Source organism: Leifsonia araucanica, assembly GCF_051161895.1.
Lineage (GTDB): Bacteria > Actinomycetota > Actinomycetes > Actinomycetales > Microbacteriaceae > Leifsonia.
The window spans coordinates 2,770,290-2,796,660 of sequence record NZ_JBMBTW010000002.1 but is presented as its reverse complement, the minus strand read 5'-3'; the positions used below and the strand labels follow the sequence as shown (position 1 = coordinate 2,796,660).

General features: G+C 68.4%; 31 protein-coding genes. 21 read left to right on the top strand and 10 right to left on the bottom strand.

Translation table 11 applies throughout. The features are described 5' to 3' along the window. Positions 1–64 precede the first annotated feature (64 nt). The 4 genes from ACN6M5_RS13510 to ACN6M5_RS13495 all read left to right on the top strand — a co-directional run bounded on the left by ACN6M5_RS13510 (position 65) and on the right by ACN6M5_RS13495 (position 4,369). On the top strand, positions 65–802 hold the full coding sequence (locus tag ACN6M5_RS13510; protein WP_434950593.1) for a hypothetical protein: 738 nt from the start codon (positions 65–67) through the stop codon (positions 800–802). Positions 803–1,101: 299 nt separating this feature from the next. Then, a complete protein-coding gene (locus ACN6M5_RS13505) occupies positions 1,102–2,142 on the top strand; it encodes a cupin domain-containing protein (RefSeq protein WP_434950591.1) in 1,041 nt (346 codons plus the stop codon). Between the two features lie 62 nt (positions 2,143–2,204). Further along, a complete protein-coding gene (locus tag ACN6M5_RS13500) occupies positions 2,205–3,791 on the top strand; it encodes an MFS transporter (RefSeq protein WP_434950589.1) in 1,587 nt (528 codons plus the stop codon). A 77-nt stretch (positions 3,792–3,868) separates the two neighbouring features. Next, positions 3,869–4,369 (top strand): hypothetical protein, encoded by a 501-nt coding sequence (locus ACN6M5_RS13495; protein ID WP_434950587.1) that lies wholly within the window; start codon positions 3,869–3,871, stop codon positions 4,367–4,369. On the opposite strand, the gene ACN6M5_RS13490 is transcribed toward ACN6M5_RS13495, so the two are convergent. Then, on the bottom strand, positions 4,366–5,067 hold the full coding sequence (locus ACN6M5_RS13490; RefSeq protein ID WP_434950585.1) for a Pr6Pr family membrane protein: 702 nt from the start codon (positions 5,065–5,067) through the stop codon (positions 4,366–4,368). The genes ACN6M5_RS13495 and ACN6M5_RS13490 overlap by 4 nt on opposite strands. Before the next feature lie 137 nt (positions 5,068–5,204). Here ACN6M5_RS13490 and ACN6M5_RS13485 point away from each other — a divergent pair, with 137 nt between their 5' ends. After that, complete coding sequence (locus ACN6M5_RS13485) at positions 5,205–5,792, top strand: HdeD family acid-resistance protein (protein ID WP_434950583.1); 588 nt, start codon at positions 5,205–5,207, stop codon at positions 5,790–5,792. Continuing rightward, positions 5,789–6,100, top strand: a complete 312-nt coding sequence (locus tag ACN6M5_RS13480) for a hypothetical protein (protein WP_434950581.1) — start codon at positions 5,789–5,791, stop codon at positions 6,098–6,100. The genes ACN6M5_RS13485 and ACN6M5_RS13480 overlap by 4 nt, the downstream gene beginning before the upstream one ends. An 83-nt stretch (positions 6,101–6,183) precedes the next feature. On the opposite strand, the gene purB is transcribed toward ACN6M5_RS13480, so the two are convergent. Together purB and ACN6M5_RS13470 are read right to left on the bottom strand one after the other, a co-directional pair. Continuing rightward, entirely contained in the window at positions 6,184–7,563 is a 1,380-nt protein-coding gene (gene purB / locus ACN6M5_RS13475) for an adenylosuccinate lyase (protein WP_085367423.1), read from the bottom strand. A 49-nt stretch (positions 7,564–7,612) separates the two neighbouring features. Beyond that, positions 7,613–7,999 carry a phage holin family protein gene (locus tag ACN6M5_RS13470; RefSeq protein ID WP_434950579.1) on the bottom strand — a complete coding sequence of 129 codons (387 nt, stop codon included), beginning with the start codon at positions 7,997–7,999 and terminating at the stop codon, positions 7,613–7,615. Between the two features lie 89 nt (positions 8,000–8,088). On the opposite strand from ACN6M5_RS13470, the gene ACN6M5_RS13465 reads away from it, so the two are divergent. The 13 genes from ACN6M5_RS13465 to ACN6M5_RS13405 all read left to right on the top strand — a co-directional run bounded on the left by ACN6M5_RS13465 (position 8,089) and on the right by ACN6M5_RS13405 (position 19,891). Beyond that, positions 8,089–9,198: a pyridoxal phosphate-dependent aminotransferase gene (locus ACN6M5_RS13465; protein ID WP_434950577.1), complete on the top strand. Its 1,110-nt coding sequence runs from the start codon at positions 8,089–8,091 to the stop codon at positions 9,196–9,198. A 4-nt stretch (positions 9,199–9,202) separates the two neighbouring features. Further along, a complete protein-coding gene (pdhA, locus tag ACN6M5_RS13460; RefSeq protein WP_085367420.1) occupies positions 9,203–10,342 on the top strand; it encodes a pyruvate dehydrogenase (acetyl-transferring) E1 component subunit alpha in 1,140 nt (379 codons plus the stop codon). A 383-nt stretch (positions 10,343–10,725) separates the two neighbouring features. Further along, entirely contained in the window at positions 10,726–11,685 is a 960-nt protein-coding gene (locus ACN6M5_RS13455) for an alpha-ketoacid dehydrogenase subunit beta (RefSeq protein WP_434952399.1), read from the top strand. A 62-nt stretch (positions 11,686–11,747) separates the two neighbouring features. Continuing rightward, positions 11,748–13,226: a dihydrolipoamide acetyltransferase family protein gene (locus tag ACN6M5_RS13450; RefSeq protein ID WP_434950574.1), complete on the top strand. Its 1,479-nt coding sequence runs from the start codon at positions 11,748–11,750 to the stop codon at positions 13,224–13,226. Positions 13,227–13,324: 98 nt separating this feature from the next. Further along, the gene (locus ACN6M5_RS13445) at positions 13,325–14,236 is read left to right on the top strand and encodes a metal ABC transporter solute-binding protein, Zn/Mn family (protein ID WP_434950572.1); all 912 of its coding nucleotides are present in this window, start codon (positions 13,325–13,327) and stop codon (positions 14,234–14,236) included. Continuing rightward, positions 14,233–15,105: a metal ABC transporter ATP-binding protein gene (locus ACN6M5_RS13440; protein ID WP_434950570.1), complete on the top strand. Its 873-nt coding sequence runs from the start codon at positions 14,233–14,235 to the stop codon at positions 15,103–15,105. The genes ACN6M5_RS13445 and ACN6M5_RS13440 overlap by 4 nt, the downstream gene beginning before the upstream one ends. Then, positions 15,102–15,983 (top strand): metal ABC transporter permease, encoded by an 882-nt coding sequence (locus ACN6M5_RS13435; RefSeq protein WP_434950568.1) that lies wholly within the window; start codon positions 15,102–15,104, stop codon positions 15,981–15,983. The genes ACN6M5_RS13440 and ACN6M5_RS13435 overlap by 4 nt, the downstream gene beginning before the upstream one ends. Positions 15,984–15,989: 6 nt before the next feature. Further along, positions 15,990–16,379 carry a Fur family transcriptional regulator gene (locus ACN6M5_RS13430; RefSeq protein WP_434950566.1) on the top strand — a complete coding sequence of 130 codons (390 nt, stop codon included), beginning with the start codon at positions 15,990–15,992 and terminating at the stop codon, positions 16,377–16,379. Positions 16,380–16,560: 181 nt separating this feature from the next. Beyond that, the gene (gene rpmB, locus ACN6M5_RS13425) at positions 16,561–16,797 is read left to right on the top strand and encodes a 50S ribosomal protein L28 (protein ID WP_018188988.1); all 237 of its coding nucleotides are present in this window, start codon (positions 16,561–16,563) and stop codon (positions 16,795–16,797) included. Continuing rightward, positions 16,797–16,964 (top strand): 50S ribosomal protein L33, encoded by a 168-nt coding sequence (gene rpmG, locus ACN6M5_RS13420; RefSeq protein WP_085367414.1) that lies wholly within the window; start codon positions 16,797–16,799, stop codon positions 16,962–16,964. Before rpmB ends, rpmG begins: the two co-directional genes overlap by 1 nt. Positions 16,965–16,968: 4 nt before the next feature. After that, complete coding sequence (gene rpsN, locus ACN6M5_RS13415) at positions 16,969–17,274, top strand: 30S ribosomal protein S14 (RefSeq protein WP_085367413.1); 306 nt, start codon at positions 16,969–16,971, stop codon at positions 17,272–17,274. Positions 17,275–17,529: 255 nt separating this feature from the next. After that, on the top strand, positions 17,530–17,817 hold the full coding sequence (locus ACN6M5_RS13410) for an HU family DNA-binding protein (RefSeq protein ID WP_085367412.1): 288 nt from the start codon (positions 17,530–17,532) through the stop codon (positions 17,815–17,817). Positions 17,818–17,980: 163 nt separating this feature from the next. Continuing rightward, positions 17,981–19,891 carry a bifunctional copper resistance protein CopD/cytochrome c oxidase assembly protein gene (locus ACN6M5_RS13405; RefSeq protein WP_434952397.1) on the top strand — a complete coding sequence of 637 codons (1,911 nt, stop codon included), beginning with the start codon at positions 17,981–17,983 and terminating at the stop codon, positions 19,889–19,891. Positions 19,892–19,917: 26 nt separating this feature from the next. Here the strand turns inward: ACN6M5_RS13405 and ACN6M5_RS13400 are convergent, their stop codons facing one another. Continuing rightward, positions 19,918–20,988 (bottom strand): hypothetical protein, encoded by a 1,071-nt coding sequence (locus ACN6M5_RS13400; protein WP_434950562.1) that lies wholly within the window; start codon positions 20,986–20,988, stop codon positions 19,918–19,920. Between the two features lie 91 nt (positions 20,989–21,079). On the opposite strand from ACN6M5_RS13400, the gene ACN6M5_RS13395 reads away from it, so the two are divergent. Both ACN6M5_RS13395 and ACN6M5_RS13390 read left to right on the top strand, forming a co-directional pair. Beyond that, a complete protein-coding gene (locus tag ACN6M5_RS13395; protein WP_085367411.1) occupies positions 21,080–22,369 on the top strand; it encodes an ATP-dependent DNA helicase in 1,290 nt (429 codons plus the stop codon). A gap of 38 nt (positions 22,370–22,407) precedes the next feature. Then, positions 22,408–22,767 carry an FHA domain-containing protein gene (locus ACN6M5_RS13390; protein ID WP_085367410.1) on the top strand — a complete coding sequence of 120 codons (360 nt, stop codon included), beginning with the start codon at positions 22,408–22,410 and terminating at the stop codon, positions 22,765–22,767. Here ACN6M5_RS13390 and ACN6M5_RS13385 read toward each other — a convergent pair. The 6 genes from ACN6M5_RS13385 to ACN6M5_RS13360 form a co-directional block, all read right to left on the bottom strand. Continuing rightward, a complete protein-coding gene (locus ACN6M5_RS13385) occupies positions 22,764–23,408 on the bottom strand; it encodes a biliverdin-producing heme oxygenase (RefSeq protein WP_434950559.1) in 645 nt (214 codons plus the stop codon). The genes ACN6M5_RS13390 and ACN6M5_RS13385 overlap by 4 nt on opposite strands. Before the next feature lie 114 nt (positions 23,409–23,522). After that, on the bottom strand, positions 23,523–24,065 hold the full coding sequence (locus ACN6M5_RS13380) for a hypothetical protein (protein WP_085367408.1): 543 nt from the start codon (positions 24,063–24,065) through the stop codon (positions 23,523–23,525). A gap of 31 nt (positions 24,066–24,096) precedes the next feature. Continuing rightward, positions 24,097–24,510, bottom strand: a complete 414-nt coding sequence (locus tag ACN6M5_RS13375) for a DUF4383 domain-containing protein (RefSeq protein WP_085367407.1) — start codon at positions 24,508–24,510, stop codon at positions 24,097–24,099. A gap of 82 nt (positions 24,511–24,592) precedes the next feature. Next, positions 24,593–24,892 (bottom strand): DUF2470 domain-containing protein, encoded by a 300-nt coding sequence (locus tag ACN6M5_RS13370; RefSeq protein ID WP_434950557.1) that lies wholly within the window; start codon positions 24,890–24,892, stop codon positions 24,593–24,595. A gap of 35 nt (positions 24,893–24,927) precedes the next feature. Then, on the bottom strand, positions 24,928–25,758 hold the full coding sequence (locus tag ACN6M5_RS13365; protein ID WP_434950555.1) for a DMT family transporter: 831 nt from the start codon (positions 25,756–25,758) through the stop codon (positions 24,928–24,930). Further along, positions 25,755–26,369 (bottom strand): dihydrofolate reductase family protein, encoded by a 615-nt coding sequence (locus tag ACN6M5_RS13360; RefSeq protein ID WP_434950553.1) that lies wholly within the window; start codon positions 26,367–26,369, stop codon positions 25,755–25,757. The genes ACN6M5_RS13365 and ACN6M5_RS13360 overlap by 4 nt, the downstream gene beginning before the upstream one ends. Positions 26,370–26,371 lie beyond the last annotated feature (2 nt).

Here is a 26,371-nt window from a genome sequence, read left to right as displayed (position 1 = left end):
CCTATCGACCGTCGCTCCCCTACTGGGGTCGCGGTCGACCTTTGGCTGCTGTGAGGATCGGACTGTGAGTTCACCCTTCGAGACGATCCACTGGACAGAGCTGGCGCCGACGGTGGCCGAGCTCTACACGGCGGACCTCCTGCACGCGGCCATGTACGATCAGCTCTCGGCACGGCAGGTCCATGAGCTGGAGCAGCGGCTGCTCGGTCTCGAGCCCGCCACCGAGCCACACGCCACGCGGTTGCTGTCGTTCCTCAGTGGGATGGCTGAGGCAGCATTCGTGGGTTTGGTCTGCACCCGTGCCGGCGTGGGATACCAGCCGTCGTTTCGCGTGATCTCCGGCCGGGAGTTCCGACAGGACACCCGCGGCGTGAACGCCCGCGAAGTCGACCTCGTCGTCGTCGACACCGATAAGCCGGGCCGAGAGCCCATTGTTGCAATCGAAGCCAAGTTCGCTGCTTCGGTGAATGGGAAGCGCAAGTACTGCTCGGTTCCAGAGCACGCCTCATACTCGAATCAAATCATCTGCTATCCGAACGGCTGCGTGCACCCGGACCTCAACGCTCCACGCGTGCGGTTCGTGTGGCTGGGCCTGGAGGCGGACAGCGCGCGGCCGATGTCGCGCTTCAAAGGCGCCATCACGGACCGCGACACTGACCTCCTGACCGAGCGCGCTCTCCAGGACCAGGCCGAGGCGCTCTGGGCCCGGGCGACGTGGGAGGAAGTCTGGGAGGCGATCGCCGCCGCAGTGGCGGACCACGCGCTTGCCGGCGCGCTTCTCCGGGGCCTGAAGCGCACCTGACGCCCGACTAGGGTCGCGTGGGGCGGTGTCGGGAACAGCACGACGACGCGAACCGCTCTCAGGTGGTGCGTGCTGTGCCGGGGAATATCGCCGAGAATTCGGAGCGTCACCGAGCGAAGACATCGCATCGCTGCGAGCCGTGGGACGCCGATAGAACGCCCACGTGCACGCCCCACCCCTGCAAAGTCCTTGCCCCGCCCCATCCCGCGTCGGTAGCCTCGCGACCGTGACCCGGATGCGCCCCGGCCTCCCGGCCGCGGGCTGCCTCTCGCGGTTCCGAGACGAGAAGGAGACCCAGCATGGCCACCGAATCCCGCCACGTCGCATCCCTTATCGGGGCCGGCGCCACCTACCGCACCGAGCTCGGCAGCATCTCCGAGCTGACCGCGGAGGACTTCCCCATCCTGAGTGGCATGTCGCTCAAGCGCATCGTGCTCGAGCCTGGTGCCATCCGGGAGCCGCAGTGGAACGTCAACGCCAACCAGATCGCATACGTGGTGGCCGGCACGGTGCTCGTGTCGATGCTGGGGGACGGTGACGAGTTCTCGACCTTCGTCGTTAAGCCGGGGCAGATGTACCACGTCGCCTCCGGCGCGGTCTATCACATTGAGAATGTCGGGGAGGGGACCGCCGAGATCATCGCCTCGCTGCGCTCCGACCGGCCGGCGCACTTCTCACTGCAGAACAGCTTCAACGCCATGTCGGATGCGGTGCTCGGCAACACCTACGACCTTCCCGCCTCCGCGTTCGAGGTGTTCGGACGGCAGGACGCTGCGCAGATCGTGCGGCGCGAAGGCGCGGCGCGCATCCCGGACTCGGCGGGGCTGCCCAACGCGCACCTGTTCGACATCGAAGCGCAGAACCCGCCGCTGTCGTACAGCTACGGCTCGGCGAGGCTGGGTCGCAAGCAGTTCTGGGCCGCCCTCGACGACCTGTCGATGTACTCGCTGAACGTCGCGAGCACCGGGATGCGCGAACCGCACTGGCACCCGGTCACCGCCGAACTCGGTTACGTGCAGAGCGGCCACGCGCGGATGACCGTGCTCGACCCGGACGGCAGCCTCGACACCTACGAGCTGGAGCCGGGGCACGCGTACTTCATCCCGCGCGCATACCCGCACCACATCGAGGCGCTCGGCGAGGAGGGCATCCACTTCCTGATCTTCTTCGACCAGCCGACGCCCGGCGATGTCGGTTACCGGGCCACGGCGTCCGCGTTCTCGCGGGAGGTGCTGGCGGCCTCCTTCGGGGTGCCGGAGCGGCAGCTGCCGCAGTTCCCGCCGACGCCGGTCGATCCGCTGATCGTGTCACGCAACAACCCGCTCGACCCTGTGGCCTGAGCGGGCGACGTCCGGGATGCTTCGGACACACGGCCGTAACGCGCTCGCCGCATAATGCAAGCATGTCGAAGACCACTGCCGCCCCCTCCATCGTCTCCGCGTGGGCGCCGATGGCCATCCCGGCCTTCCGCGTGCTGTGGTTCGCGCAGCTCGGCAGCAACATCGGCACCTGGATGCAGACCGTCGGCGCCCAGTGGTTCCTGGTGGATGCAGCGGCCGGCGCGACCGTGATCGCCCTCGTGCAGACCGCGAGCCTTGCCCCCGCGATGCTGTTCTCGCTTCCCGCGGGGGTGCTGGCCGACTCGCTCGACCGGCGCAAACTGCTGATCTGGGGGATGGTCGCGAGCGCCGTCATCGCGGCCGCGCTCACCGTGGTCGCGCTGCTGAACGATCTGACCCCGCTCAGCCTGCTGGCCTTCACGTTCCTGCTGGGCGTCACTTCCACGCTCACCTCGCCCGCCTGGCAGGCCATCCAGCCCGAACTCGTCCCGCGCGAGCAGATCGGGGCGTCGTCGGCCCTCGGCGGCGTGACGGTGAACGGGGCGAGGGCGGTCGGGCCGGCGCTCGCCGGAGCGATCCTGTCGCTGACGGGCGCGCCCGTCGTGTTCGGCATCAACGCGCTGAGTTTCATCGCCGCCGCCGCAGCGCTGGTCTGGTGGAAGCGGCCGACGCAGGACGGACTCGACGACAGGGAGCGGTTCGGCCCGGCGCTGCGGGCGGGTGTGCGGTACGTCGCGTCCGCCCACCTGGTGCGACGCATCCTGTTGCGGTCGGCCCTGTTCGCGGCGCCGGCCAGTGCGCTGTGGGCGCTCCTGCCCGTCACGGCGAAACGACTCGAACTCGACTCCAGCGGCTACGGCCTGCTCCTCGGCGCGCTCGGGGTGGGCGCTGTGCTCGGGATCTTCGCCCTGCCCGTGGTGCGCAAACGGTTCTCGGACAACGTGGTGGTGGCGGTCAGCGCCGTGCTGTTCGCCGTCGGGACCGTCGCGGCCGCCTACCTGCCGTACATCCCGACGCTCCTCCTCCTCGTGCTCGCCGGGCTTGCCTGGATCGGGACCCTCACGGTCCTGAACGCCGCCCTGCAGCTGACCCTGCCGCAGTGGGTGCGCTCACGAGGCGCCGCTGTCTACATCCTGGTCTTCATGGGCACGATGGCGATCGGATCGTTCCTCTGGGGACTGATCGCGCAGCTCTTCGGCACCACGAACGCGCTCGCACTCGCCGCGCTGCTGCTCCTGCTCGTCGCCGCGAGCGTGCGGCTGCTGCCGCTCCTGCCGGGGACCGGAGAGATCGACCGCACCATCTCCCTCACCTGGGCGACGCCGATGCTGGTGTTCGAGCCGGATCCGACGGACGGGCCGGTGCTCATCGAGGTCACGTACCCGGTGCGGGCCGGCGAGACGTCGGAGTTCCGCGCGGCGATGGAGCACGTCGAGGACTCGCGCCGCCGGACAGGTGCATCGCGGTGGAGGCTCTACCGCAGCGGGGAGGACGAGAACACGATGCTGGAGGCGTTCGTCGTGCCGTCGTGGGGCGAGTTCCGGCGGCAGCAGTCGCAGCGGCTCACGGGGAGGGACCGCGAGCTGCTGGCGGACGCTCTCCGCTACTGCGACGGCCCTGCCACCGAACGGCACTACTTCGCCGCCTGACCGGGTGCTATCGCAGCGGCGAAAGAGTCATTCTCCGGAATGATGCGAACGCATCCCCATCGGCGTTGAATATCGGTATGAACGTCAACCTGCTTCCGCTCGTCCAGGGCGCCGGCGCGGTCGCGCTGGCCGTCGTGGCGTTCTCGTTCGCACTCACCTGGCCGTCGGTGGTCGGCACCATCCAGGCGTTCCGGTCCGAGCGCATCCGGCTCCTCGGGTTCGTCGGGCTGGGGCTCGCCATGCTCGCCTCCGCCGCCCTGCTCTACCTGGTGCCCGGGCTGCTGCTGCGCGATGAGCTCGCGCTGCTGATCTCGTTCCCGCTCGGGGCCACCTGGGTGATCGCCGCCATCGCGCTGATCGTGCGCGGGATGCTGCTCGACGGGGCAGCCAGGGTCATCTCGTACTCGTTCGCGGTCGTCTCGGTCAGCGGCCTCGGCGCCGGCATCGCCTCCGCCCTCTGCGCGCAGCACAGGATCGCAGACACCATCACGCCGACCGGTGCGTTCCTGCTCGCCCTGACGGCGGTCGCCGGGGTGGTCTTCTGGTCGAACAGCGTGGACAGGATGGCGCGGGCCTAGGAGGGCCTCGCCACACCTCCACGGGTTGGCGCGTCGCGCGCCCATCGCCGCGACACCCACACCACCCCGAACCCGACGCACAGGATCACCGCGGCGATCAGCAGCACGTAGAACGAGACAGACAGGTATCCGTTCAGCGAGGTGTGCGGGTTGAGGAACGGGTAGGGATACCACGGCTGCTTCCCCGTCACCGGGTCGGCTCCGAACGGCGCCCGGATGAGCGTGTAGACCGCCCAGACGATCGGGAACCCGACGATCCACCACAGGACCGAGTTGCGCAGCGCAGCACGTCCCGGCGCGAACAGCCAGTCGATCAGCAGGTAGACGGGGCCGACGACGTGCAGCACCTCGTTCGACCATTCCACCGTCTGCCCCTGCGGCAGCGGGATGTTGCGCAGCAGCAGGTTGTAGACCACGCCGGTCGTGACCATGTATGTCGTCACCGCAGCCCGCAGCCCGGTGAACCAGCCGGGGTCGTCGCCGGTGCGGGTGAAGAGGAAGACGGCGCCGATGCCCAGCACCACGACGTAGCCGATGTTCGAGTCGATCGTGAAGAAGCTGAAGAAGTTCACAACGTAGCCGGCGATGTTGCCGCCCTTGCCCGAGATGAAGTTCACACTCGTCGCGAACTGGGCGACGATCGCCACGATGGTGAGCAGGCACATCGCCGCTCGGACGATTCCGAAACCGATCCGCATCCGGAGCCCTTCGTGGTCGGGTGGTGCTCGGACAGGAGACAGCCCGAGCATACCGAGCGCCCGCGTGCGCACGCGGCAAACGCGCAGGCGCACCGCGACTAAACTAGCGGGGAAACCCGTACGAGAGAGGTCGCCGAGTGGCACCCGCTGTTCCTGCCCCGAAGTCCAACCGGTACTGGGTGGTCCCCGCTGTCCGCGCCGTCGTCGCGCTCGCGGCGACCGCCGTCATCACCTTCACCAGGGATGCGCACACCGCCGAGTTCGGACTGATCGTCTTCGGGGTGTTCGCCATCCTCGACGGACTCGCCACGGCGGTCCTCACCGCCACCAGCGGCCTCCGCGGCAACACGCGCACCCTCTTCATCGTGCAGGGCGCCATCGGCGTCATCGCCGGTATTCTCGCCCTCACGCTGATGACCAGCGGCCTCGGCCTCTACCTCTATCTCGTGACCGTGTGGGCTGCGCTCACCGGCTTCCTCGAGCTCTACAACGGGATCCGCAACCGGGGCAGGGATGCGGCCGCCCGCGACTGGCTCATCACCGGCGCGCTGACCGCCGTGCTCGCCATCGCCTTCCTGCTCATCCCGGTGGATGCGCTTCTCTCGATCGGTCTGTTCGGGGCGTGGGCCGTGATCGTGGGCGTCTTCCAGGGGATCGGCGCCGTTTCGCTGAGGAGCGCATCCCGTGCCGTCGCCGCCGAGCAGAACGCGGGGAACGGATCGTGACCAAGCGTGACAAGAAAGACCAGAGCGTGACCTCCGACTCGAAACTCCAGCCCACCCGCAAAGACCGGTTCCTGCCGGCGGAACTGCTCGGCATCTCGGCGGCGCTCGCCGTGTTCGTCGGCCTGATCGTGCTGATCGCGACCCGCGAGTTCCTGCTCGCCGGCGTGAGCTTCGGCATCGCGTTCATTGTCGCGGTCGTCCTGATGGCGCTCTTCGCGCTCGCCTTCAAGCCCAACGCCGCCGAGGTCCACGACCTCCAGGAGCAGAACGGCGAGTCCCCCGACTCCCCCAAGCCCCCCACCCACTAGCTCCCAAAAAATCGAGTCCGGACTTATGCACGGTCACGCTCGGCGTGTCGCGTGCATAAGTCCGGACTCGATTGTTTTGCGGGTTAGAGCCGGTCGACGAGAGCCGAGGCGAGGCCCGTGTAGGTGTGCGGCGTGAGGGCGAGCAGGCGGTTCTTGGCGGCCTGGCCGATGTCGAGGGTGTTGACGAAGTCGGTGAGGCCCTGGTGGTCCACGCGCTTGCCGCGGGTGAGCTCCTTGAGCATCGCGTACGGGTCGGTGATCTGCGACCGACCCGCCGTGACCTCGGCGCGGATGACCGTCTGGATCGCCTCCGCGAGCACCTCCCAGTTGGCGTCGAGGTCGGCAGCGAGCAGGTCGCGGTCGAGGGCGATCTGACCGAGGCCGCGCTGGATGTTGTCCAGGGCCAGCAGGGAGTGACCGAGGCCCACGCCGATGTTGCGCTGTGTGGTGGAGTCGGTGAGGTCGCGCTGCAGGCGGCTGGTCACCAGCGTCGCAGCGAGCGAGTCGAGCACGGCCGAGCTCAGTTCGAGGTTGGCCTCGGCGTTCTCGAACCGGATCGGGTTGACCTTGTGCGGCATCGTCGACGAGCCGGTCGCGCCGGGCTCCGGCGTCTGCCGGAAGTAGCCGAGCGAGATGTACGTCCAGATGTCCGTCGCCAGGTTGTGCAGCACCCGGTTGGCGTGCGAGATCTTCGCGTACAGCTCCGCCTGCCAGTCGTGCGACTCGATCTGCGTGGTCAGCGGGTTCCAGTCGAGCCCGAGGCTGGTGACGAACTCCTCCGAGATGCGCGGCCAGTCGGCATCCGCATCCGCCACGAGGTGCGCGGCGAAGGTGCCGGTCGCGCCGCTGAACTTGCCGAGGTATTCGTTGTGGTCGATCTGCTTCGCGATGCGCTCGAGGCGGTAGACGAAGACGGCGAGCTCTTTGCCCATCGTCGTCGGCGTCGCCGGCTGACCGTGCGTGCGCGCCAGCATGGCGTCGTCGCGGTACTCGAACGCCTGTGCGCGCAGCTCGCCGATCACGGCGCGCAGCTTGGGCAGCCACACCTCGTTGACGGCCGCGCTCACCGTGAGCGCATAGGAGAGGTTGTTGATGTCCTCGCTGGTGGCCGCGAAGTGGGTCAGCTCGGCGATGCTGTCGAGCCCGAGAGCGTGCAGGCGCTCGCGCACCAGGTACTCCACGGCCTTCACGTCGTGCTTGGTGGTGGCTTCGAGCTCCGCGAGCCTGTCGATCTCCGGCTGGCCGAAGTCGTCGACGAGCGCGCGCAGCGAGCGCACCTGCTCCTCCGTGAGCGGGGTGGACCCGAACATCCGGTGGCTCGTCAGGTAGATGAGCCATTCGACCTCGACCTGGACGCGGGCCCGGTTGAGGCCGGCCTCCGAGAGGTGGTCGCCGAGGCCGAGCACCGCCGAGCGGTAACGGCCGTCGAGTGGGCTCAGCGGCTGGGGAGGCAGCGCGGTCATGGGTCTCCTTGCGTGGTGGGGTCTGACCTATTCTCCCGCATCCACGCTGTCAGCGTCGCGTGAGCGGGCGCAGGATCAGGCCCATGAGCCAGGCGATGAGCGCGAGCACCAGGGCGCCGAGCACACCCCACCAGAAGCCCGCGATGTAGAGCCCGAAGCCCATCAGTCCGCTGATCCACGCCACGAGCAGCAGGAGCAGCCCGTTCACGATGAACGAGATGAGCCCGAGCGTCAGGATGTAGATCGGGAACGCGACGATCCGGATGGCGGTGCCGACGATCGCGTTGACCACACCGAAGATCAGCGCGATCAGCAGATAGGTGAGGATCGTCGGCAGCGTGCCCTCTGCGTACGGGCGGACGGCGACGCCGGACACGATGAGGGTCGTGAACCAGAGTGCGAGAGCGTTGATGATGAGCTTGACGAGGAATCTCATGCGTCCATGATCCCAGGTGGCGCATCCAGGAAGCGAGGGGTGGAGCGAGAATTCCCGCGGCGGTATGCGGCCGCGGGTAAGTTAGGGGCGTGAGTACCGAACACACCCGTGGCGTGAGGCTGCGCCCCGAGATCGTGGCTGTCCCCGCATACAAGCAGGGAAGGCCGGCCCCGGCCGACGGCTTCAAGCTGTCCAGCAACGAGAACCCGTTCCCTCCCCTTCCGTCGGTGGTGGATGCGGTCACCCGCGTCCTCAGCGACCTCAACCGCTACCCGAACGCGGGCGGCGGCGACCTTCGGCAGCGTCTCGCCGACCGGCACGGCGTCGACGTCGAGCAGGTGCACCTCGGGAACGGCTCCGTCTCGCTGCTCTCGCAGCTCATCTCCGCCGCGGCGGGCGTCGGCGACGAGGTCGTCTATTCGTGGCGCTCGTTCGAGGCGTACCCCGGGCTCGTGACGGTCGCCGGCGCGACCAGCGTGCAGGTCCCGAACCGCGCGGACGGCAGCCACGACCTGGATGCGCTGGCCGCGGCGATCACCGACCGCACCCGCGCCGTCATCGTCTGCACCCCGAACAACCCGACGGGCACGATCGTCACGGCGGCGGACTTCGAGCGCTTCATGGGCGCCGTGCCCTCCGACCTGCTGGTGCTCCTCGACGAGGCGTACTACGAGTTCGTCACCGACGACGCCTCGGTCGACGGCATCCCCCTGCTCGGCCGGTACCCGAACCTCGTGGTGCTGCGCACCTTCTCCAAGGCGTACGGCCTGGCCGCGCTGCGGATCGGATACGCGGTCGGTCCTGCGCACGTGCTCGACGCCGCTCGCTCTGCGGCGATCCCGCTGTCCGTCACGGACGCCGCCCGCATCGCCGCGCTCGCCTCCATCGAGGCGGAGGACGAGCTGATGGAGCGCGTCGCCCGCATCGCGATGCGCCGCGACCAGCTGCGCGACGCCCTGATCGCGCAGGGCTGGGTGGTGCCGGAGGCGCAGGGCAACTTCGTCTGGCTCGCCACCGGCGACCAGACCGCCGAGGCGAACGACGCGTTCTTCGACGCGGGACTGACCGTCCGCGCGTTCGTGCCCGAGGGCATCCGGATCAGTGTCGGGGAGCAGGAGTCTGTGGACAAACTCCTTGAGGTGGCCGCGGATATTGTGCGGAACCTACCAAATGGGCACCCCGCCAAGCGGTTAGGTTAGACAGGTGGTTGCCACGAACGATACCCCGCGCCCGGCGAACACGGTCCAGCTGCTGACAGCAGACGGCCGTTTCCAGCCCAGCGAACTCGCAGCGGAATACCTGCCCTACCTCGAACGACTGGACGAGGACGACTACCGGCGGCTGTACCGCGACATGGTCAAGGTCCGCGCCTTCGACCACGAAGCCGCGAACCTGCAGCGCCAGGGCCAGCTCGGGCTCTGGGTGCCGAGCATGGGCCAGGAGGGCGCGCAGGTGGGTTCCGCCCACGCCGCCCGCCCGCAGGACCACCTCTTCCCCTCGTACCGCGAGCACGTCGTCGGCATGATCCGCGGCATCGACCCCGTCGGCATCATGGGGCTCCTCCGCGGCACGACGCACGGCGGCTGGGACCCGACGGACCCCGCTGTGCAGAACTTCCACCTCTACACGCTGGTGATCGGCTCGCACACGCTGCACGCCACCGGATACGCGATGGGCATCAAGTTCGACGGCAAGGTCGGCACGGGCAACCCCGAGACCGACGAGGCCGCCATCGTCTACTTCGGCGACGGCGCCACCAGCCAGGGCGACGTGAGCGAGGCGTTCGTCTTCGCCGCCAGCTACCAGACCCCGCAGGTCTTCTTCCTGCAGAACAACCAGTGGGCCATCTCGGTGCCCGTCACCACCCAGTCGCGGTCGCCGCTCTACCTGCGATCCAGCGGGTTCGGCATCCCGGGCGTTCAGATCGACGGAAACGACGTGCTCGCCTCGTACGCGGTCACCGCCAAGCACCTCGACGACGCGCGCAACGGCGAAGGCCCGAGCATGATCGAAGCCCTCACGTACCGGATGGGCGCCCACACCTCCAGCGACGACCCGAGCAAGTACCGCACGGACGAAGAGACGGCGTACTGGGGCGAGCGCGACCCGATCGTGCGGTTCAGGACGTTCCTCGAACAGCAGGGCGTCGGCCAGGCGTTCTTCGACAGCGCGGACGAGGAGGGGGCCGACCTGGCCGCCGACGTCCGCAGGCGCACCCTCGAACTGGAGGTGCCGCCCATCGCGTCGATGTTCGACAACGTCTACAGTGAGCCGCACCCGCTGATGGACGAGCAGAAGCAGTGGCTCACCGATTACGAAGCATCGTTCGGAGGTGACGCATGAGCGACGTGAGAAGCGAAGCGCCCGAGACGGAGGGCGAGATTGTCGAGGCTGAACTGGTGGAGACGCCGGAGCACTCCGACGCACCGGTCGGCGAGGACACCCAGGCCATCGACGTGGTCGAGATCATCGAGAGCGAGCCGGGCTCCATCGTGCTCGAGGAGCACGTCGCCGAGCAGGAGTGGTCGCGCGAGTTCACGATCGAGGACGCGGCTCCCACCCCCACGGGTACGGAGACGGCACAGGAGGCGCACGCCGAGGATGGCGAGCAGGCCGAGGCCGCAGAGTCGTCCGAAGCCGCAGAGTCGTCGGAGTCGTCCGAAGCCGCAGAGGCCGCTCAGCCTGCCGCGCCCGCCGAGCCGGAGCCGCGCATCCAGTCGCTGCCGATGGTCAAGGCGCTCAACGCCGGGCTGAGGAAGGCGCTCGCCGACGACGATCGCGTGCTCATCCTGGGCGAGGACGTCGGCCCGCTCGGCGGTGTCTTCCGCGTGACGGAGGGCCTGCAGAAGGAGTTCGGTCCGCAGCGCGTCATCGACACGCCCCTCGCGGAGGCCGGCATCGTCGGAACGGCCATCGGTCTCGCCATGCGCGGGTACCGTCCCGTGCTGGAGATCCAGTTCAACGGCTTCATCTTCCCCGGCTTCGACCAGATCACCACCCAGCTGGCCAAGCTCACCAACCGGCACGACGGCAAGATCAGCATGCCGATCGTCATCCGGGTGCCGCACGGCGGTCACATCGGCGCCGTCGAGCACCACCAGGAAGCCCCCGAGGCGTACTTCGCGCACACGGCCGGCCTGCGCATCGTCGCACCGTCGACCCCGCACGACGCGTACTGGATGATCCAGGAGGCCATCCAGTCGAACGACCCCGTGCTCTTCTTCGAGCCGATGAGCCGCTACTGGCCCAAGGGCGAGGTCGACCTGGTCGAGAACGAGACGCCGCTGCACGCCAGCCGCGTCGTCCGCACCGGCACGGACGCCACCGTCGTGGCGTGGGCCGGGATGGTCAGTGTCGCGTTGCGCGCAGCAGAGCTCGCCGCCGAGGAGGGCCGCAGCATCGAGGTCATCGATGTGCGCTCGCTCTCGCCGATCGACTACACGCCGATCGTGGAGTCCGTGCGGAAGACCGGCAGGCTCGTGGTCGCCCAGGAGGCGCCCGGCAACGTCAGCGTCGGCTCGGAGATCGCCGCGACCGTCACCGAGAAGGCGTTCTACTCCCTCGAGTCCCCCGTGCTGCGGGTTGCTGGATTCGACACCCCGTTCCCTCCCGCGAAGCTCGAGGACATCTACCTCCCCGACGCCGACCGCATCCTCGAAGCCGTCGACAGGGCGCTCGCGTACTGATCCGGCCGCCGCAGCGCGCCCGCGTCGTCACCTGATCCCGCTTACCGAAAGAAGTCGCACACATGAGCGAATCGAAGTTCCTTCTTCCCGATGTCGGCGAGGGTCTGACCGAGGCCGAGATCGTCGCCTGGAAGGTCGCGCCCGGCGACCCGGTGGCGGTCAACCAGGTGATCGTCGAGATCGAGACGGCCAAGTCGCTCGTCGAGCTGCCGTCGCCGTTCGAGGGCGTCGTCGGCGAGCTGCTGGTGTCCGAAGGACAGACAGTGGATGTGGGCACGCCCATCATCACGGTGTCCAGCGACTCGGGAGCAGGCTCGGCCGACGCCGGCGAACCGCAGGAGGCAGAACCGCAGAGCGAGGTGGCCGAGGCCGCCGCCGACACCGCAGCCAGCGTCTCCCACGAAGTGGATGCGCCCGCCGAGAAGCCGGGAGCAGTGCTCGTCGGCTACGGCGCGGCCGGACACGGCGCCAGCAGGCGTCGCAGGGTCACCCATCCCGGCACGTCGGCGATCCCGGTCGCGACGAGCGGCGCAGCCGCGCCCGCGCCCGCTGCCGCTGCAGCGGCAGCACCGGCGGCCACAGCGAGCCAGGCGGCCGCCGCCCCGGCCACGGCGGCGACGCAACCCGCCCCCGCCGCACCGTCGCTCACCGTGCGCTCCGAGGTGCACGTGACCCCGACCATCCCGGTGATCGCCAAGCCGCCCATCCGGAAGCTCGCCAAAGACCTCGGCGTCGACCTGACGCTGGTGACCCCCACCGGTCCGATCGGCGAGGTCACCCGTGAGGACGTGCTGCGCGAGGCTACCCAGGCGAGCGTGTTCCGCAACATCCAGACGCCGGAGTGGCCGAACGACCGCGAGGACCGCATCCCGGTCAAGGGCGTGCGCAAGACGATCGCGAACGCGATGGTGTCCAGTGCGTTCAGCGCTCCGCACGTCAGCCTGTTCGTCGACGTGGATGCGACCCGCACGATGGAGTTCGTCAAGCGCCTCAAGAACTCGCCGGACTTCATCGGTGTGAAGGTCTCGCCGCTGCTCATCATGGCGAAGGCGATCATCTGGGCCGTGCGCCGCAACCCCACCGTGAACTCGTCGTGGACCGACGAGGAGATCATCGTGCGCCACTACGTGAACCTCGGCATCGCGGCGGCGACCCCGCGCGGCCTCATCGTGCCGAACATCAAAGAGGCGCAGGAGATGTCCCTGCTCGAGCTCGCCACGGCGCTCGAACAGCTCACCCTCACCGCCCGCGACGGCAAGACCACCCCGGCCGACATGTCCGGCGGCACCATCACGATCACCAACATCGGCGTGTTCGGGATGGACACCGGTACGCCCATCCTGAACCCGGGTGAGGTCGGCATCGTCGCCCTCGGCACGATCAAGCAGAAGCCGTGGGTCGTCGACGGCGAGGTGCGGCCGCGGTTCGTCACGACACTGGGCGCGTCGTTCGACCACCGCGTGGTGGACGGCGACGTCGCATCCCGGTTCCTGGCGGATGTGGCCTCGATCATCGAGGAGCCCGCGCTGCTTCTCGACTGATGATGGTTTTGACAATCATTATCAATAAGGATTAGTGTGTGGGGGTGCCGCTCACCGGCGCGCATCCATCGACCAGCCGAATTAGACAGGCCCCCCACATGAAGTCGCGCTCCATCGCCACACTTCTCACCCTTCCGCTCGCCGCCGCCCTCGCCCTCACGGGATGCTCGGCCGGCGCATCCGGAGCAGCGGACTCCGACAAGACCGTCTCCGTCGTCGCCAGCACCAACGTGTACGGCGACATCGCCAAGACCATCGCGGGCGACGCCGTCCAGGTCACCTCCCTGATGGACAACCCGGCCCAGGACCCGCACTCGTTCGAGGCCAGCGCCCAGAACCAGCTCGCCGTCTCCAAAGCCGACATCATCATCGAGAACGGCGGAGGCTACGACGACTTCATGGACGCGCTGCGGAAGTCGGCGGGCGACACGGCCGCCGTGCTCAACGTCGTCGACATCTCCGGCAAGAAGGCGACGGCGGGCGACCACCTCAACGAGCACGTCTGGTACGACTTCCCCACCATCCAGAAGTTCACCGGGAAGCTGGTGGATGCGCTGACGAAGGCCGACCCGTCGCAGGCGTCGACCTTCACCAAGAACGCCGCAGCCTTCACCGCAGACCTCGGCGAGCTCGAACAGCGCACCGCCGACCTCAAGAAGAAGTACGCGGGCGAGGGCGCCGCCATCACCGAGCCCGTTCCCCTCTACCTCCTCGACGCCATCGGACTCGTCAACAAGACCCCGGAGGCGTTCAGCTCGGCCATCGAGGAGGGCACCGACGTGTCGCCCTCCGTGCTCAACGAGATGCTGCACTTGTTCAGCGACAACGCCGTGAAGGTCTTTGCATACAATGAGCAGACCAGCGGCCCGGAGACCGAGAAGGTCCTCGCGGCGGCGAAGAGCGCAGACGTTCCCGTCGTCCCCGTGACGGAGACCCTGCCGGCAGGCAAGGACTACATCAGCTGGATGACGAGCAACGTCGACGCCGTGGCCAAGGCCCTCGGCGAATGACCGCCGAAGCGGCCGAGCCGCTGGAGCGCGTCCCATCCCCCGACCAGCGGCCCGTGGTGCTGCGGCTCAGGGATGCGAACCTCGGCTTCGGCGACCGCACCCTGTGGAGCGGCCTCGACCTGGATGTGCACGCCGGCGAGTTCGTCGCCGTGCTCGGTCCGAACGGCTCCGGCAAGACCAGCCTGCTGAAGACGATCCTCGGCCAGCAGCAGCTCGACTCCGGCACCATCCAGTTCGACGGCCACGACGTGCGTCGCGGCGACAGGCGGATCGGGTACATCCCGCAGCAGAAGATCATCGCCTCCGGCACCCCGATGCGCGCTCGCGACCTCGTCGCACTCGGCGTCAACGGGCACCGCTGGGGGCTGCCCATCCCCACCAAGGCCGACAAAGCGCAGGTGGAGCAGCTGATCGACTCCGTCGGAGCACGCCGATACGCCAACGTGCCCGTCGGCAGCCTCTCCGGCGGCGAGCAGCAGCGGCTCCGCGTCGCCCAGGCGCTCGCAGGAGACCCGTCGCTGCTGCTCTGCGACGAGCCGCTCCTCTCCCTCGACCTGCAGCACCAGCGCGGCGTCAGCGAACTGATCGACAAGCGCAGGCGCGACCACGACAGCGCCGTCGTCTTCGTCACCCACGACGTGAACCCCGTGCTCGGGATGGTCGACAAGGTGCTCTACCTGGCCGGCGGCCGGTTCCGCGAGGGCACCCCGGACGATGTACTGCGCAGCGACGTGCTCACCGAGCTGTACGGCACGCCGATCGACGTGATCCGCAGCCGTGGGCGCATCGTGGTGGTCGGGATCCCGGACTCGGAGACCCACGACCACCACCATCACGGGCACACCGCGCATCCGGAGCCTGCGGCATGATCGCGCACCTGGCAACCAGCACCGACCTGTGGTCGCAGCTGTTCGACTTCGCCAACTACGGAGAACTGCTCGCGCTGGTGAAGAACTCGATCTTCGCGGGAGCCGTGCTCGGCGTCGTCGGCGGACTGATCGGCGTGTTCGTGATGCAGAGGGACATGGCGTTCGCCGTGCACGGGATCAGCGAGCTCTCCTTCGCCGGCGCGGCCGCCGCCCTGCTGTTCGGGGCGAACGTCGTGGTCGGCTCGGTGGCAGGGTCGCTCATCGCGGCCGTGCTGATCGGCCTGCTCGGCGCGAAAGCGAGAGACAGGAACTCGATCATCGCGGTGCTGATGCCTTTCGGGCTCGGCCTCGGCATCCTGTTCCTCGCGCTGTATCCGGGGAGGAGCGCCAACAAGTTCGGTCTGCTCACCGGGCAGATCGTCTCCGTCGACGACCCCCAGCTCGGCTGGCTGCTCGGGATCGGCGCCGTGGTGCTGATCGGCCTCCTGGTGATCTGGCGCCCCCTCACCTTCGACAGTCTGGATGCGGATGTCGCCGCCTCCCGCGGGGTGCCCGTGCGGTTCGTCGCCCTGGCGTTCATGGTGCTCCTCGGGCTGGCCGTGGCCGTGTCCGTGCAGATCGTCGGAGCGCTGCTCGTGCTGTCGCTGCTGGTGACCCCGGCCGCCGCCGCGATGCGCGTCTCGTCGTCGCCGCTCGTCGTTCCCCTGCTCAGCGTCGGCTTCGCGCTCGTCTCCGTCGTCGGAGGCATCATGCTCGCGATCGGCAGCGCCCTGCCGATCAGCCCGTACGTCACCACCATCTCGTTCGTCATCTACGTGGTCTGCCGCCTGGTCGGCGGACGCCAGGGTTCACGGCGACTCGTGAGGCAGAACGGATAACCTGGCGTGGTGAAGCGGAACACCTGGCAGCGCGAAGCCGTCCGAGAGGCATTGACCTCCACGGAGGGCTTCATCAGCGCGCAGGGACTTCACCTCAGCCTGCACGAGACGGGATCGCCCATCGGGCTCGCCACGGTGTACAGGGCGCTCGCCGACCTCGCCTCGGAGGGCGAGGCCGATTCGCTGCAGTCGCCGGAGGGTGAAGCCCTCTACCGGGCGTGCACCACCGGCCACCACCACCACCTGATCTGCCGCAACTGCGGCCTCACGGTCGAGATCGAGGCGGACGCCGTCGAACAGTGGGCCCAGGCCGCTGCGGCGGCGCACGGCTTCACGCAGCCCCAGCACGTGGTCGACATCTTCGGTCTGTGCGCCTCCTGCTCCCGCCTGACGTGAGCAGCGCATCCCGGGCGATTGGCGGGATGCGCGGATGTGACGTACTATTGATGTTTGGCTGAGTGGGCCTCTCCTGCTCAGATCGTACGTGAACCCCAACATCTCCGGATTTCTGGGGTGAACCGTGCCGACAAGTGACCTTGGGCGGAGCATCCGGCTCCGCGGTATTGGAGAAAAGACAATGGCAGCAGTGTGCCAGGTGACTGGAGCCGTTCCCGGCTTCGGACACAACATCTCGCACTCGCACCGACGCACCAAGCGTCGTTTCGACCCGAACATTCAGAAGAAGACGTACTACGTGCCGTCGCTTCGCCGTAATGTCACCCTGACCCTGAGCGCCAAGGGCATCAAGGTCATCGACGCCCGTGGCATCGAGTCCGTGGTCAAGGACCTCCTGGCCCGTGGGGAGAAGATCTAATGGCAAAGCAGCAGGACGTTCGTCCGATCATCAAGCTTCGTTCGACGGCTGGAACCGGTTACACCTACGTGACCAAGAAGAACCGTCGCAACAACCCCGACCGTCTCGTGCTCAAGAAGTACGACCCCGTAGTGCGTAAGCACGTCGACTTCCGAGAGGAGCGCTAAACACATGGCTAAGAAGTCCAAGATCGCCAAGAACGAGCAGCGCAAGGTGATCGTTGACCGCTATGCGGCACGTCGTCTCGAGCTCAAGAAGGCCCTGATCGACCCCAACGGCACCGACGAGTCGCGCGAAGCGGCTCGCCAGGGCCTGCAGAAGATCCCGCGCGACGCCTCCCCGATCCGCGTTCGCAACCGCGACGCCGTCGACGGCCGTCCCCGCGGAAACCTCAGCAAGTTCGGCATCTCGCGCGTTCGCTTCCGCGACATGGCGCACCGTGGCGAGCTGCCCGGTATCACCAAGTCCAGCTGGTAAACAGCGAGACAGCATCCTCGAAGGGGTGTCCGGCTTCGGCCGGGCACCCCTTCGTCGTTCCCGCCGGGAGGTGGATGCGGTCCCCGCGCCTGCCCAAATGCTCCCTACTTTGTGAAAAACGCCGAGAATCCGCGTGTTTTCGCGGGTTTCTGATACATTCGAGGCGGTCAACCGACCAAACGTAACGGCCAGTTTGGCCTCAACCGTTCCACATAAAAGCTGTATATCCAGCACAAGGTCCGAGGAGGACACTCAATGGCTGACAAGTCGCTGAACAAGACCGAGCTCGTTGCCGCCGTCGCCGCGTCGTCGGGTCAGAGCCAGGCTGCCGTCGGTGGCGTGCTCGACGCATTCTTCGCCACCATCGCGGAGACCGTCGCCAACGGTGGCAAGGTCACCATCCCGGGATGGCTCGCTGCAGAGCGCACCGAGACCGCTGCCCGCACCGGCCGCAACCCGCAGACCGGCGCCGAGATCGCCATCCCGGCCGGTCACCGCGTCAAGCTGACCGCCGGCTCGAAGCTCAAGGCTGCCGTCAAGTAGTCTCACCGGCTTGATCGAGGGCGGCACCGCACGGCGGTGCCGCCCTCGTCGTCTGTCCGCACCTGTGTGCGGGCTCTCAGCGCGTGAGACGTAGGCTTGTCCGGTGCCCCGACTCGTCCGCATCATCGGTCCTGCCGTCCTGCTGATCGTCGCGATCGTCTCCATGATCGCGGCCCTCGCGTTCGGCGGAGGCGCTGCGGCACCCCTCCTGGCCGACCCGGGGGCGCTCGTGCGGTGGGGTCTCCCGACGGCGACCCTCATCGTGAACCTGAGCGCCGCGGGCACGATCGGCGCGCTGGTGCTCGCCTGCTTCGCGTTCAGCCCGGAGAAGGACGAGTTCGGCAAGTCCCTCGACTTCGCCGCAGGCTCCGCCGCGGTGATGACGGTCGCGAGCGCTGCCACCGGCCTGTTCACGTTCGTGAGCGTCTCGAACGTGCCGTGGTCGTTCGACGAGGCGTTCAGCAACGGCCTCAGCTCGTTCGTCACCAGCGTCTCCATCGGGCAGGCCTGGCTGGGCATCACGCTCATCGCCGCCGCCGTCACGGTGCTCTGCTTCGCGGTCCGCAACCACACGGCCCTCATCTTCGTCACCGCTCTCGCCATCGCGTCGATCGTCCCGATGGCGCAGCAGGGCCACAGTGCAGATGCCGCCGGTCACGACGCCGCGGTCACCTCGTTCGGCCTGCACGTGCTCTTCGCCGCGATCTGGCTGGGCGGTCTGGTCACCCTCATCGTCGCCAGGCGCACGCTCGACAGCGGCCGCCTCGTTCCCGTGCTTGAACGGTATTCGTCGCTCGCCCTGATCGCCTTCATCGTCGTCGCGGCCTCCGGCTACGTGAACGCCGAGCTGCGCGTGGGCACCCTGGCGCAGCTGGCCACGCCGTACGGCATCCTGGTGCTGGTCAAGGTGGCGGCACTCGGAGCGCTCGGCGTCTTCGGCGTGATGCAGCGGCGCATCCTGATCGGCAGGCTCAAGGCGGGCGGCAAGCGCAGCACCTTCTGGTGGATCGTCACGGCCGAACTCGCGTTCATGGGGATCGCATCCGGTGTCGCCGCCGCGCTCGCCCGCACTGCGACGCCCGTGGCGGAGAAGCTCGGACAGTCTCCGACGCCCGCCCAGATCCTCACCGGAGAGAAGCTGCCACCCGAACTCACCTGGGGCCGGCTGTTCACGAGCTGGAACTTCGACCTGCTCTGGGTGCTCGCGTGCGGCTTCGCGATCTTCTTCTACCTCGCGGGCGTCTGGCGGCTGCGCAAGCGCGGAGACGCCTGGCCCATCCACCGCACGGTGTTCTGGATCCTCGGCATCGTGCTGCTGTTCTACATCACCTCCGGCGGTGTCAACGTGTACGAGAAGTACCTCTTCTCCACCCACATGCTCGCCCACATGGTGCTGACGATGATGGTGCCGCTGCTGCTCGTCCCCGGAGCGCCCGTCACCCTGGCGCTGCGGTCGATCAGGAAGCGTACGGACGGTTCCCGCGGCGGCCGGGAGTGGATCCTGCTGGCGGTGCACTCCCGCTTCGCGAACGTCATCTCGAACCCGGTGGTGGCCGCCGTGCTGTTCGCCGGGTCGCTCTGGGCGTTCTACTACACGCCGCTGTTCCGCTGGGCCACCACCGACCACATCGGGCACGAGTGGATGATCATCCACTTCCTCATCACCGGCTACCTCTTCGTGCAGTCGCTGATCGGCATCGACCCCGTGAAGTACCGCCTGCCGTACGCGTTCCGGCTGCTGCTCCTGCTCGGGACGATGGCCTTCCACGCCTTCTTCGGCCTCTCGATCATGCAGAGCACCGGACTGCTCCTCGCCGACTGGTTCGGCTCGATGGGCCGCACCTGGGGCGACAGCCCGCTCGTCGACCAGCAGACGGGAGGCGGCATCGCCTGGAGCGTCGGCGAGATCCCCACCGTCATCCTGGCGATCGTGGTGGCCATCCAGTGGAGCCGCAGCGACGACCGCGAGACCAAGCGCCGCGACCGCAACGCCGACCGCACGGGCGAGGCGGAGCTGAACGCGTACAACGAGCGGCTGCAGAAGCTGGCGTCGCGGGATGGGGCGCGGCGGTAGGGGTGAGCCGGTAGCGCCGAGCAGCCCTAGTCCGCCACCACCAGGTCAATCCCGCCGTCGTCGCGGAGGGTGATCTTCGACACGGACATCGCGAACGGCTCGTCGGTCTCGCGCTGCGACACCGACCCGTCGAACAGCGATTGCACCGTCACGGACAGGTGGGCGGCGCCCTCGGAGCGCGGCATCACCCATCCGGTCTCCCCGGCCTCGATCGTCACCGGCGGGTAGCGCACGATCGACCAGGCCGGCAGTCCTTGCACCCTGTCGTCGATGACCGCCCCGAACGGGCAGCCCGCCGGTTGCAGCACCTCTTGCTTGGCGCAGTCGTCGAGGAAGTCGTGGAGCTGCGTCTGCACGACGGAGACGAACGCGTTGGTCGGCTGCGCATCCACTGCCACCGGCACCCGCTGCCCTGCCGCGGCGGGGAAGGCGACCGTGTCGGCCGTGAGATAGCGGGAGTGGTGCCCGAGCGAATACCGGGCGGGGGCGAACATGAGGTAGTCGGCCGCGACGGAGAACGCGTCGGCCGGCTGCTTCTCCGCCGCGCGGGGTTCGAGGGTGTGGCCGGCGATCGTGAACGTGTCCGCGTGCTGCACCTGGATGTGCGCGACCGTCAGCGGCGTCTTCGCGAACTCCCACAGCGGGAGGACCCCGAGCACCGAACCGGTCTGCCGCACGGTGAACTTCGCCGTCACCGGATGCCCGTCCGCGCGGGCTACGACCTCCACCAGGTGCGAGCCGGACGCCAGCTGGTCGTCGCTGACCACCCGGATGCCGGTGAGGTGAGGGAGCACATCCGGTCGGAGCAGTTCGCGTGACGGCTTCTCAGGCAGGCCCTGCGCCGACAGGGATGCGGGGGTCGGGTCTGCGCCCGGCATCGCCATCGCGGCGCGCACGTCCCTGGCGGCCAGCGCGTCCACGTAGGAGGTGGCGAAACCGGCCGGGCTGTAGAACGCGCGCTGCACGGCGCCGACCGCGGCGACGAACGCCAGGACGAGCAGCACGGCCACGCCGGACCAGATCAGCAGGACGCGCGTGCGGGGGCTGAGAGCGGCGAGCGGATGCGCGGGTGCACCCTCCGACTCGTCCCCACTCATGCCGCCATCCTATGGGCCTGTGGAGAACCGCCGCCCGAGCCCGGCGCCGCGTTAGAGTAGTTCGGCAGGTCGCGCGACGGAAGGGAATCGGATGGGCCGACTCTCCCTCACGCCCGAACAACAGCGGGTGTTCGAGCTGATCGAGCACACCCGCGAGCATGTGTTCGTCACCGGTCGCGCCGGCACAGGAAAATCCACCCTGCTCAACCATCTCTCCTGGAACACGGAGAAGTCGCTCGTCATCTCCGCGCCCACCGGGGTTGCGGCGCTGAACGTCGGCGGCCAGACCATCCACTCGCTGTTCCGGCTGCCGATCGGGGTCATCGCCGACCACGACATCGAGCAGAGCGCCGAGCTGCGCAAGCTGCTCAACAGTATCGACACCCTCGTGATCGACGAGGTCTCGATGGTCAACGCCGACCTGATGGATGCGGTCGACCGCAGCCTGCGTCAGGCCAGGCAGCGCAACAAGGAGCCGTTCGGCGGCGTGCAGGTGGTGCTGTTCGGCGACCCGTACCAGCTGGCTCCCGTGCCGGGCGACCCGGAGGAGCGGGCGTACTTCGGCGACACGTATCGGTCGATGTGGTTCTTCGACGCCAAGGTGTGGCAGGAGGCCGACCTCAAGATCGTGGAACTCGTCGAGGTGCACCGCCAGCACGAGTCCGACTTCAAATACATGCTCAATGCGGTGCGGCACGGCCAGGTCACCAAGGAGATCGCCGACCGGCTCAACGAGATGGGTGCCCGCCCGGCACCGGATGACGGCACGATCACGCTGGCGACCCGCAATGACTCCGTCAACCGCATCAACGCGGAGGCGCTGCGCCGCCTGCCCGGCCGCGCGCTCACCGCCAAGGCGGAGGTCAGCGGCGACTTCGGCGGCCGCACGTACCCGGCAGACGAGACGCTCGAGCTCAAGGTGGGGGCGCAGGTCATGTTCCTGCGCAACGACGTCGGCCAGGGCGGCGAGGGTCCGCGCTGGGTCAACGGCACCATCGGCACGGTCACCCGCATCGACTCCAACGTCTACGTGGACGTGGACGGCGAGATCCACGAGGTCGAGCCGGCCATCTGGGAGAAGTTCAAGTACTCGTACTCCCCCGCCACCAAGAAGCTCACCAAAGACGTCGTCGCCGAGTTCACCCAGTTCCCGCTGCGGCTGGCGTGGGCGGTCACCATCCACAAGTCCCAGGGCAAGACGTACGACTCCGCGGTCGTCGACCTCGGCCAGCGGGCGTTCAGCCCCGGCCAGACCTACGTGGCCCTGAGCCGGATCACCTCGCTCGACGGGCTCTACCTGTCCCGCCCCCTGCGGCCGAGCGACATCATGGTGGATGCGGACGTCGAACGATTCATGCGCACCCGGCCCCGCGAGGGCTGAGGCGCGCACACGCCGAACACACGCGACAGGAGACTCAGATGGCGGTGACCTTCGTGCTCGACTTCAGTGACGGGCAGCACGTGGAGACGAGCGGGAACGGCGTGATCGGGCGCAACCCGGCCGCGCACACGCCGGGGACCGAGCTGGACGATCCGGCCCACGCCGAGCTGATCACGGTGGCGGACGACGCCAAGTCCATCTCGCGGGCGCACCTGGCGTTCGGGCAGTACGACGGGATCTTCTGGGTGCTCGACCTCGGGTCGGCGAACGGCACCACGATCGTGTATCCGGGCGACGGCGCATACGCGTGCGACCCGAACACCCGGCACGAGGTCGATCCAGGGTCGACAGTGCGGTTCGGGAACGGATCGTTCGTGCTGCGGCGCGCGGGCGTCTAGGCGGCGGCTTTGGCCGCGGCCAGGTCTTCGAACAGCGACGTGTTGAACGCGTAGGCGACGATGACCTCGTCGATGACGCGCTCGCGCTCCCCGTCGTCCCAGTCGACGGCGTCCAGCTGGGCGCGGTAGACGTCCTTGAACTCGCGCGGCTTCGCGATCTCCGCGAACAGGTAGAAGCCGACGCCGTTCGTCTCGAATCCGAACTGGCGCTGCATGAGGGTGCGGATGATCTGGCCGCCGGACAGGTCGCCGAGGTAGCGCGTGTAGTGGTGGGCGATGAAGCCGCCCGGCCAGTCGGTGACCTCGTGGATGCGGTCGACGTAGCGGACCGTCGTGGGGACGGGGGCGATGCGGTCGCGCCAGTCCGCGCCGAGCAGGAACGCCAGATCGGCCTCGATCGCGGGAAGGCGGGTCAGCTTCGGGGTGATGAAGGCGGCGGCCACCGGGTCGTCGCTCATCCGGCCGGCGACCGCCTCCAGGGCCTCGTAGATGAAGTAGTGCTGGGCCACCAGGGCGATGTAGTCCTCGCGGCAGCCCTTCCCGGTCATCAGGTCCTGCATGAAGCCGGCATCCTCGCTGGACCCGTGATCGGTTCGGGTCCGCTCACGAAGGGCTTGGGAGAAGGGGATGATTGCTGCCACGATGCTCCAGCCGTTCTGCTTGCTAGTTAGGGTTACCTAAGGAAGGGTGCCCTAAGTGTAGCAGCGAGGCTGGGAAACGCCAGGGTGTTGAAAGCCGGTCCGACGAAGCGCGGCTCAGTGGTGCCCGGAGTGCTGCAGGTGCACATCCACTGCCGCCACACCCGCGTCCGTGACACCGAGCGCCGGGATGGTGACCGCGCTGACCGCTGCTGCACTCAGCAGGAGCGCCAGCACGAAGCGCAGGGCGCCCGCATCCGGGTTGGCCGCCTTCCCGCGGCGCAGCACTACGGCGATGGTCGCAGCGACCGCGACGTCGAGCAGGGCGGCGACCGCGAGCGGCAACGGCGGCAGTGCCAGGACGGTCCCGGCCTCCGACGTCGCTCCCACGGTCGCGACGACCGCCCAGGCACCGACGGGCACCAGCGCGGCGACGAGTGCCGCCCGGAAGAAAGGCGGACGGTCGCGGACGAAAGCCGCGACCGCCCACCCGAGCTCCCCTGCCGCGAACGCCACGAGGACGATCGCGGCCGGGAGGGGTGCGCTGGCGGCGAGGGCCGCGTGAAGCAGCCCTGCTCCCAGCGCAGCCACGGCGAGCCAGGCGCGGGTGGCCGCCGAGACGGCCACGCCTACAGCCTCCCCCTGAACTGCCCTGGTCATGGTGCTCACCGTGACTCGTCTCTCAGCCGGATCAGGCGACGGCCGACGTGCGGCGGACGGTCTTCTCGGCGCCGAGGCCGACGCCGAGGAGCACGATAGCGCTCACCAGGTGAAGGAAGTGGTCGGGCGTGTTCAGTGCCAGGATGTTCGCGCCCGTGCCGACCAGGAAGAACCCGACGATGCCGAGCAGCAGGTAGACGGCGCCGACGGTGGTGTTCACGGCCTTGGCGGCGGCCACCCTGGTGAGCCCGGCGATGAGCAGCGCAGCGCCGATCAGCAGGTGGGCGATGTTGTGCAGCGGGTTGACCTCGAAGATGCCGAGGATGAGCCCGCCCTTGGTGGCGACGAAGCCGACGCCGCCGGTGTAAGCGAAGCCGAGAAGCCCGACGACGAGATAGACGGCGCCGAAGATGGTGGCGACCAGACGGTTCGGTGATGTGCGCATGATGTTCCCTCCTAGTGTGCGGCGCGGCTGGCGCTGCGCCTCATCTCCTGGTTCGGAGGATGGGCGGGAACGGATTGGTCGCCTATTCGGTGCGCGGCTCGATGCCCAGCGTCCGGCACGCCGAACGGTAGAGCAGCACGACGGCTTTGCGGATGTCCGCGCGCTCGGCGACCGGGATCGTCCACGGGATGCGTACGTCCGTCGCGTGGTCGCCGGCGGTGACGACGCGCCACGTGCCGCCCTGCGCATCCAGAGCCGTCATCGTCGCCTGCGCGGCGTCCGGCACTCCGTTGGCGCGCACGATCACGAGGTTGTCGTCCGTGTGGTCGCTGTTCATGTGGCGGAGGACGGCGTCGACGATCTCGGGAGGGAAGCTCTGCATGCCACGATCGTATGCTGGGCGGCGGTCCGTCCGGGCTATGCGACCGTGATCGCGGTGACGGCGACTCCGCAGGCGATCAGACCGGCGAGCTGTGCACGCGTGGGCCGCTCGTGGAGGATCAGGACGGCGAGCACGATCGTGAAGGCGGGATAGATCGAGGCGAGGACCGCTGCGATGGTGAGCAGCCCCACGTGGCTGGCGTAGAAATACGCGATCGTCGCGCTGATCGAGAGGACGCCGGCCGCGAGGATCCACCACCGGTCGCGGATCGCATCCCGTCGGCCGGGTCGGGGCGGCCGGTACAGAGCCGTCGCGATCGCGACGGTGACCAGCGCGGTGAGCTGACCGACCGCGACCGGCCAGAGCGTGTCGCCGGCCTGGTGGAGCGCGACGAACAAGAGCGCGAACCCCACGCCGGCGACGAGCCCGTCCGCGGTGCCTGTCCGCGTGGTCTTCGCCGATGACTTCGCCACCAGCCAGATCCCGGGGAAGGCCAGGACGACGCCGGCGATGGCGACGGCGGAGAGCCGGTCACCGAGGAGGAACCCGACGACGACGGGGATGGCGGCGGCGCCGACGGCCGACAGCGGCGCGGCCACGGACATCTGGCCACGCGAGAGGCCACGGTAGAGGGCCAGAGTGCCGATGGCCGAGCCGATCCCGCTGACCGCTCCCCAGGCGAGAGAGCTGAACTCCGGTGGCGGCGGCCCCGTGAGGAGGAGCGCCGCGCCGACGAGGATGACGCCGATGGCCTCGATGACCAGGGTCACGAACAGGAAATGGATCCTGCGCGAGGCGATCCCCGCGGCGAAGTCTCCGACGCCGAAGGCCAGCGCCGCCAGGATCGCGAGCACCGTTCCGGTCATCGATCCCCTTCACCGATCACGTCGTACAGGATGTGAACCGCGCGCGGAGAACTCACGATGCTCCTCTGTCTCAAGCTCGCAGTCCCCGCAGAGGTGAACAAGCGTACGCCCGAGCCGACAAGCAGCGGGGAGACATGGATGTGCAGGCGATCCACCAGTCCGGCGGCGATCGATTGGTCGATCACGTTCGCGCCTCCCATCACCACGACATCCTTGCTCCCCGCTGCGATCCGGGCGAGCCGGACGGCTTCGCCGACACCCGCGGTCACGAACTGAAAACGGGAGCGGAGGCGGACGTGGTCCGGGCGCTGATGGGTGACGACGAAGCACGGTGGGGCGATCGTCTGGTCCTGGTCGTGCCCGTACCCGATGTCGTCGTTCCACCCGTCCGGTCCGTCGACGATGTCGAAGAGGTTGCGACCGAGGACGACGGCGCCGGTGTTCTCGTACGAGGTGGCCAGGATGTCCTCGTCGATGGGCGAGCGAGGGTGCTGGAGAACCCAGCCGTGGATGCCTTCGCCTCCCCGGCCGAGGCCCTGGGTCGGAGACGGGTCCGGGCCGGTGACGTACCCGTCGAGGGAGATGGAGATGTCGGCGATCACTGTGCTCATCG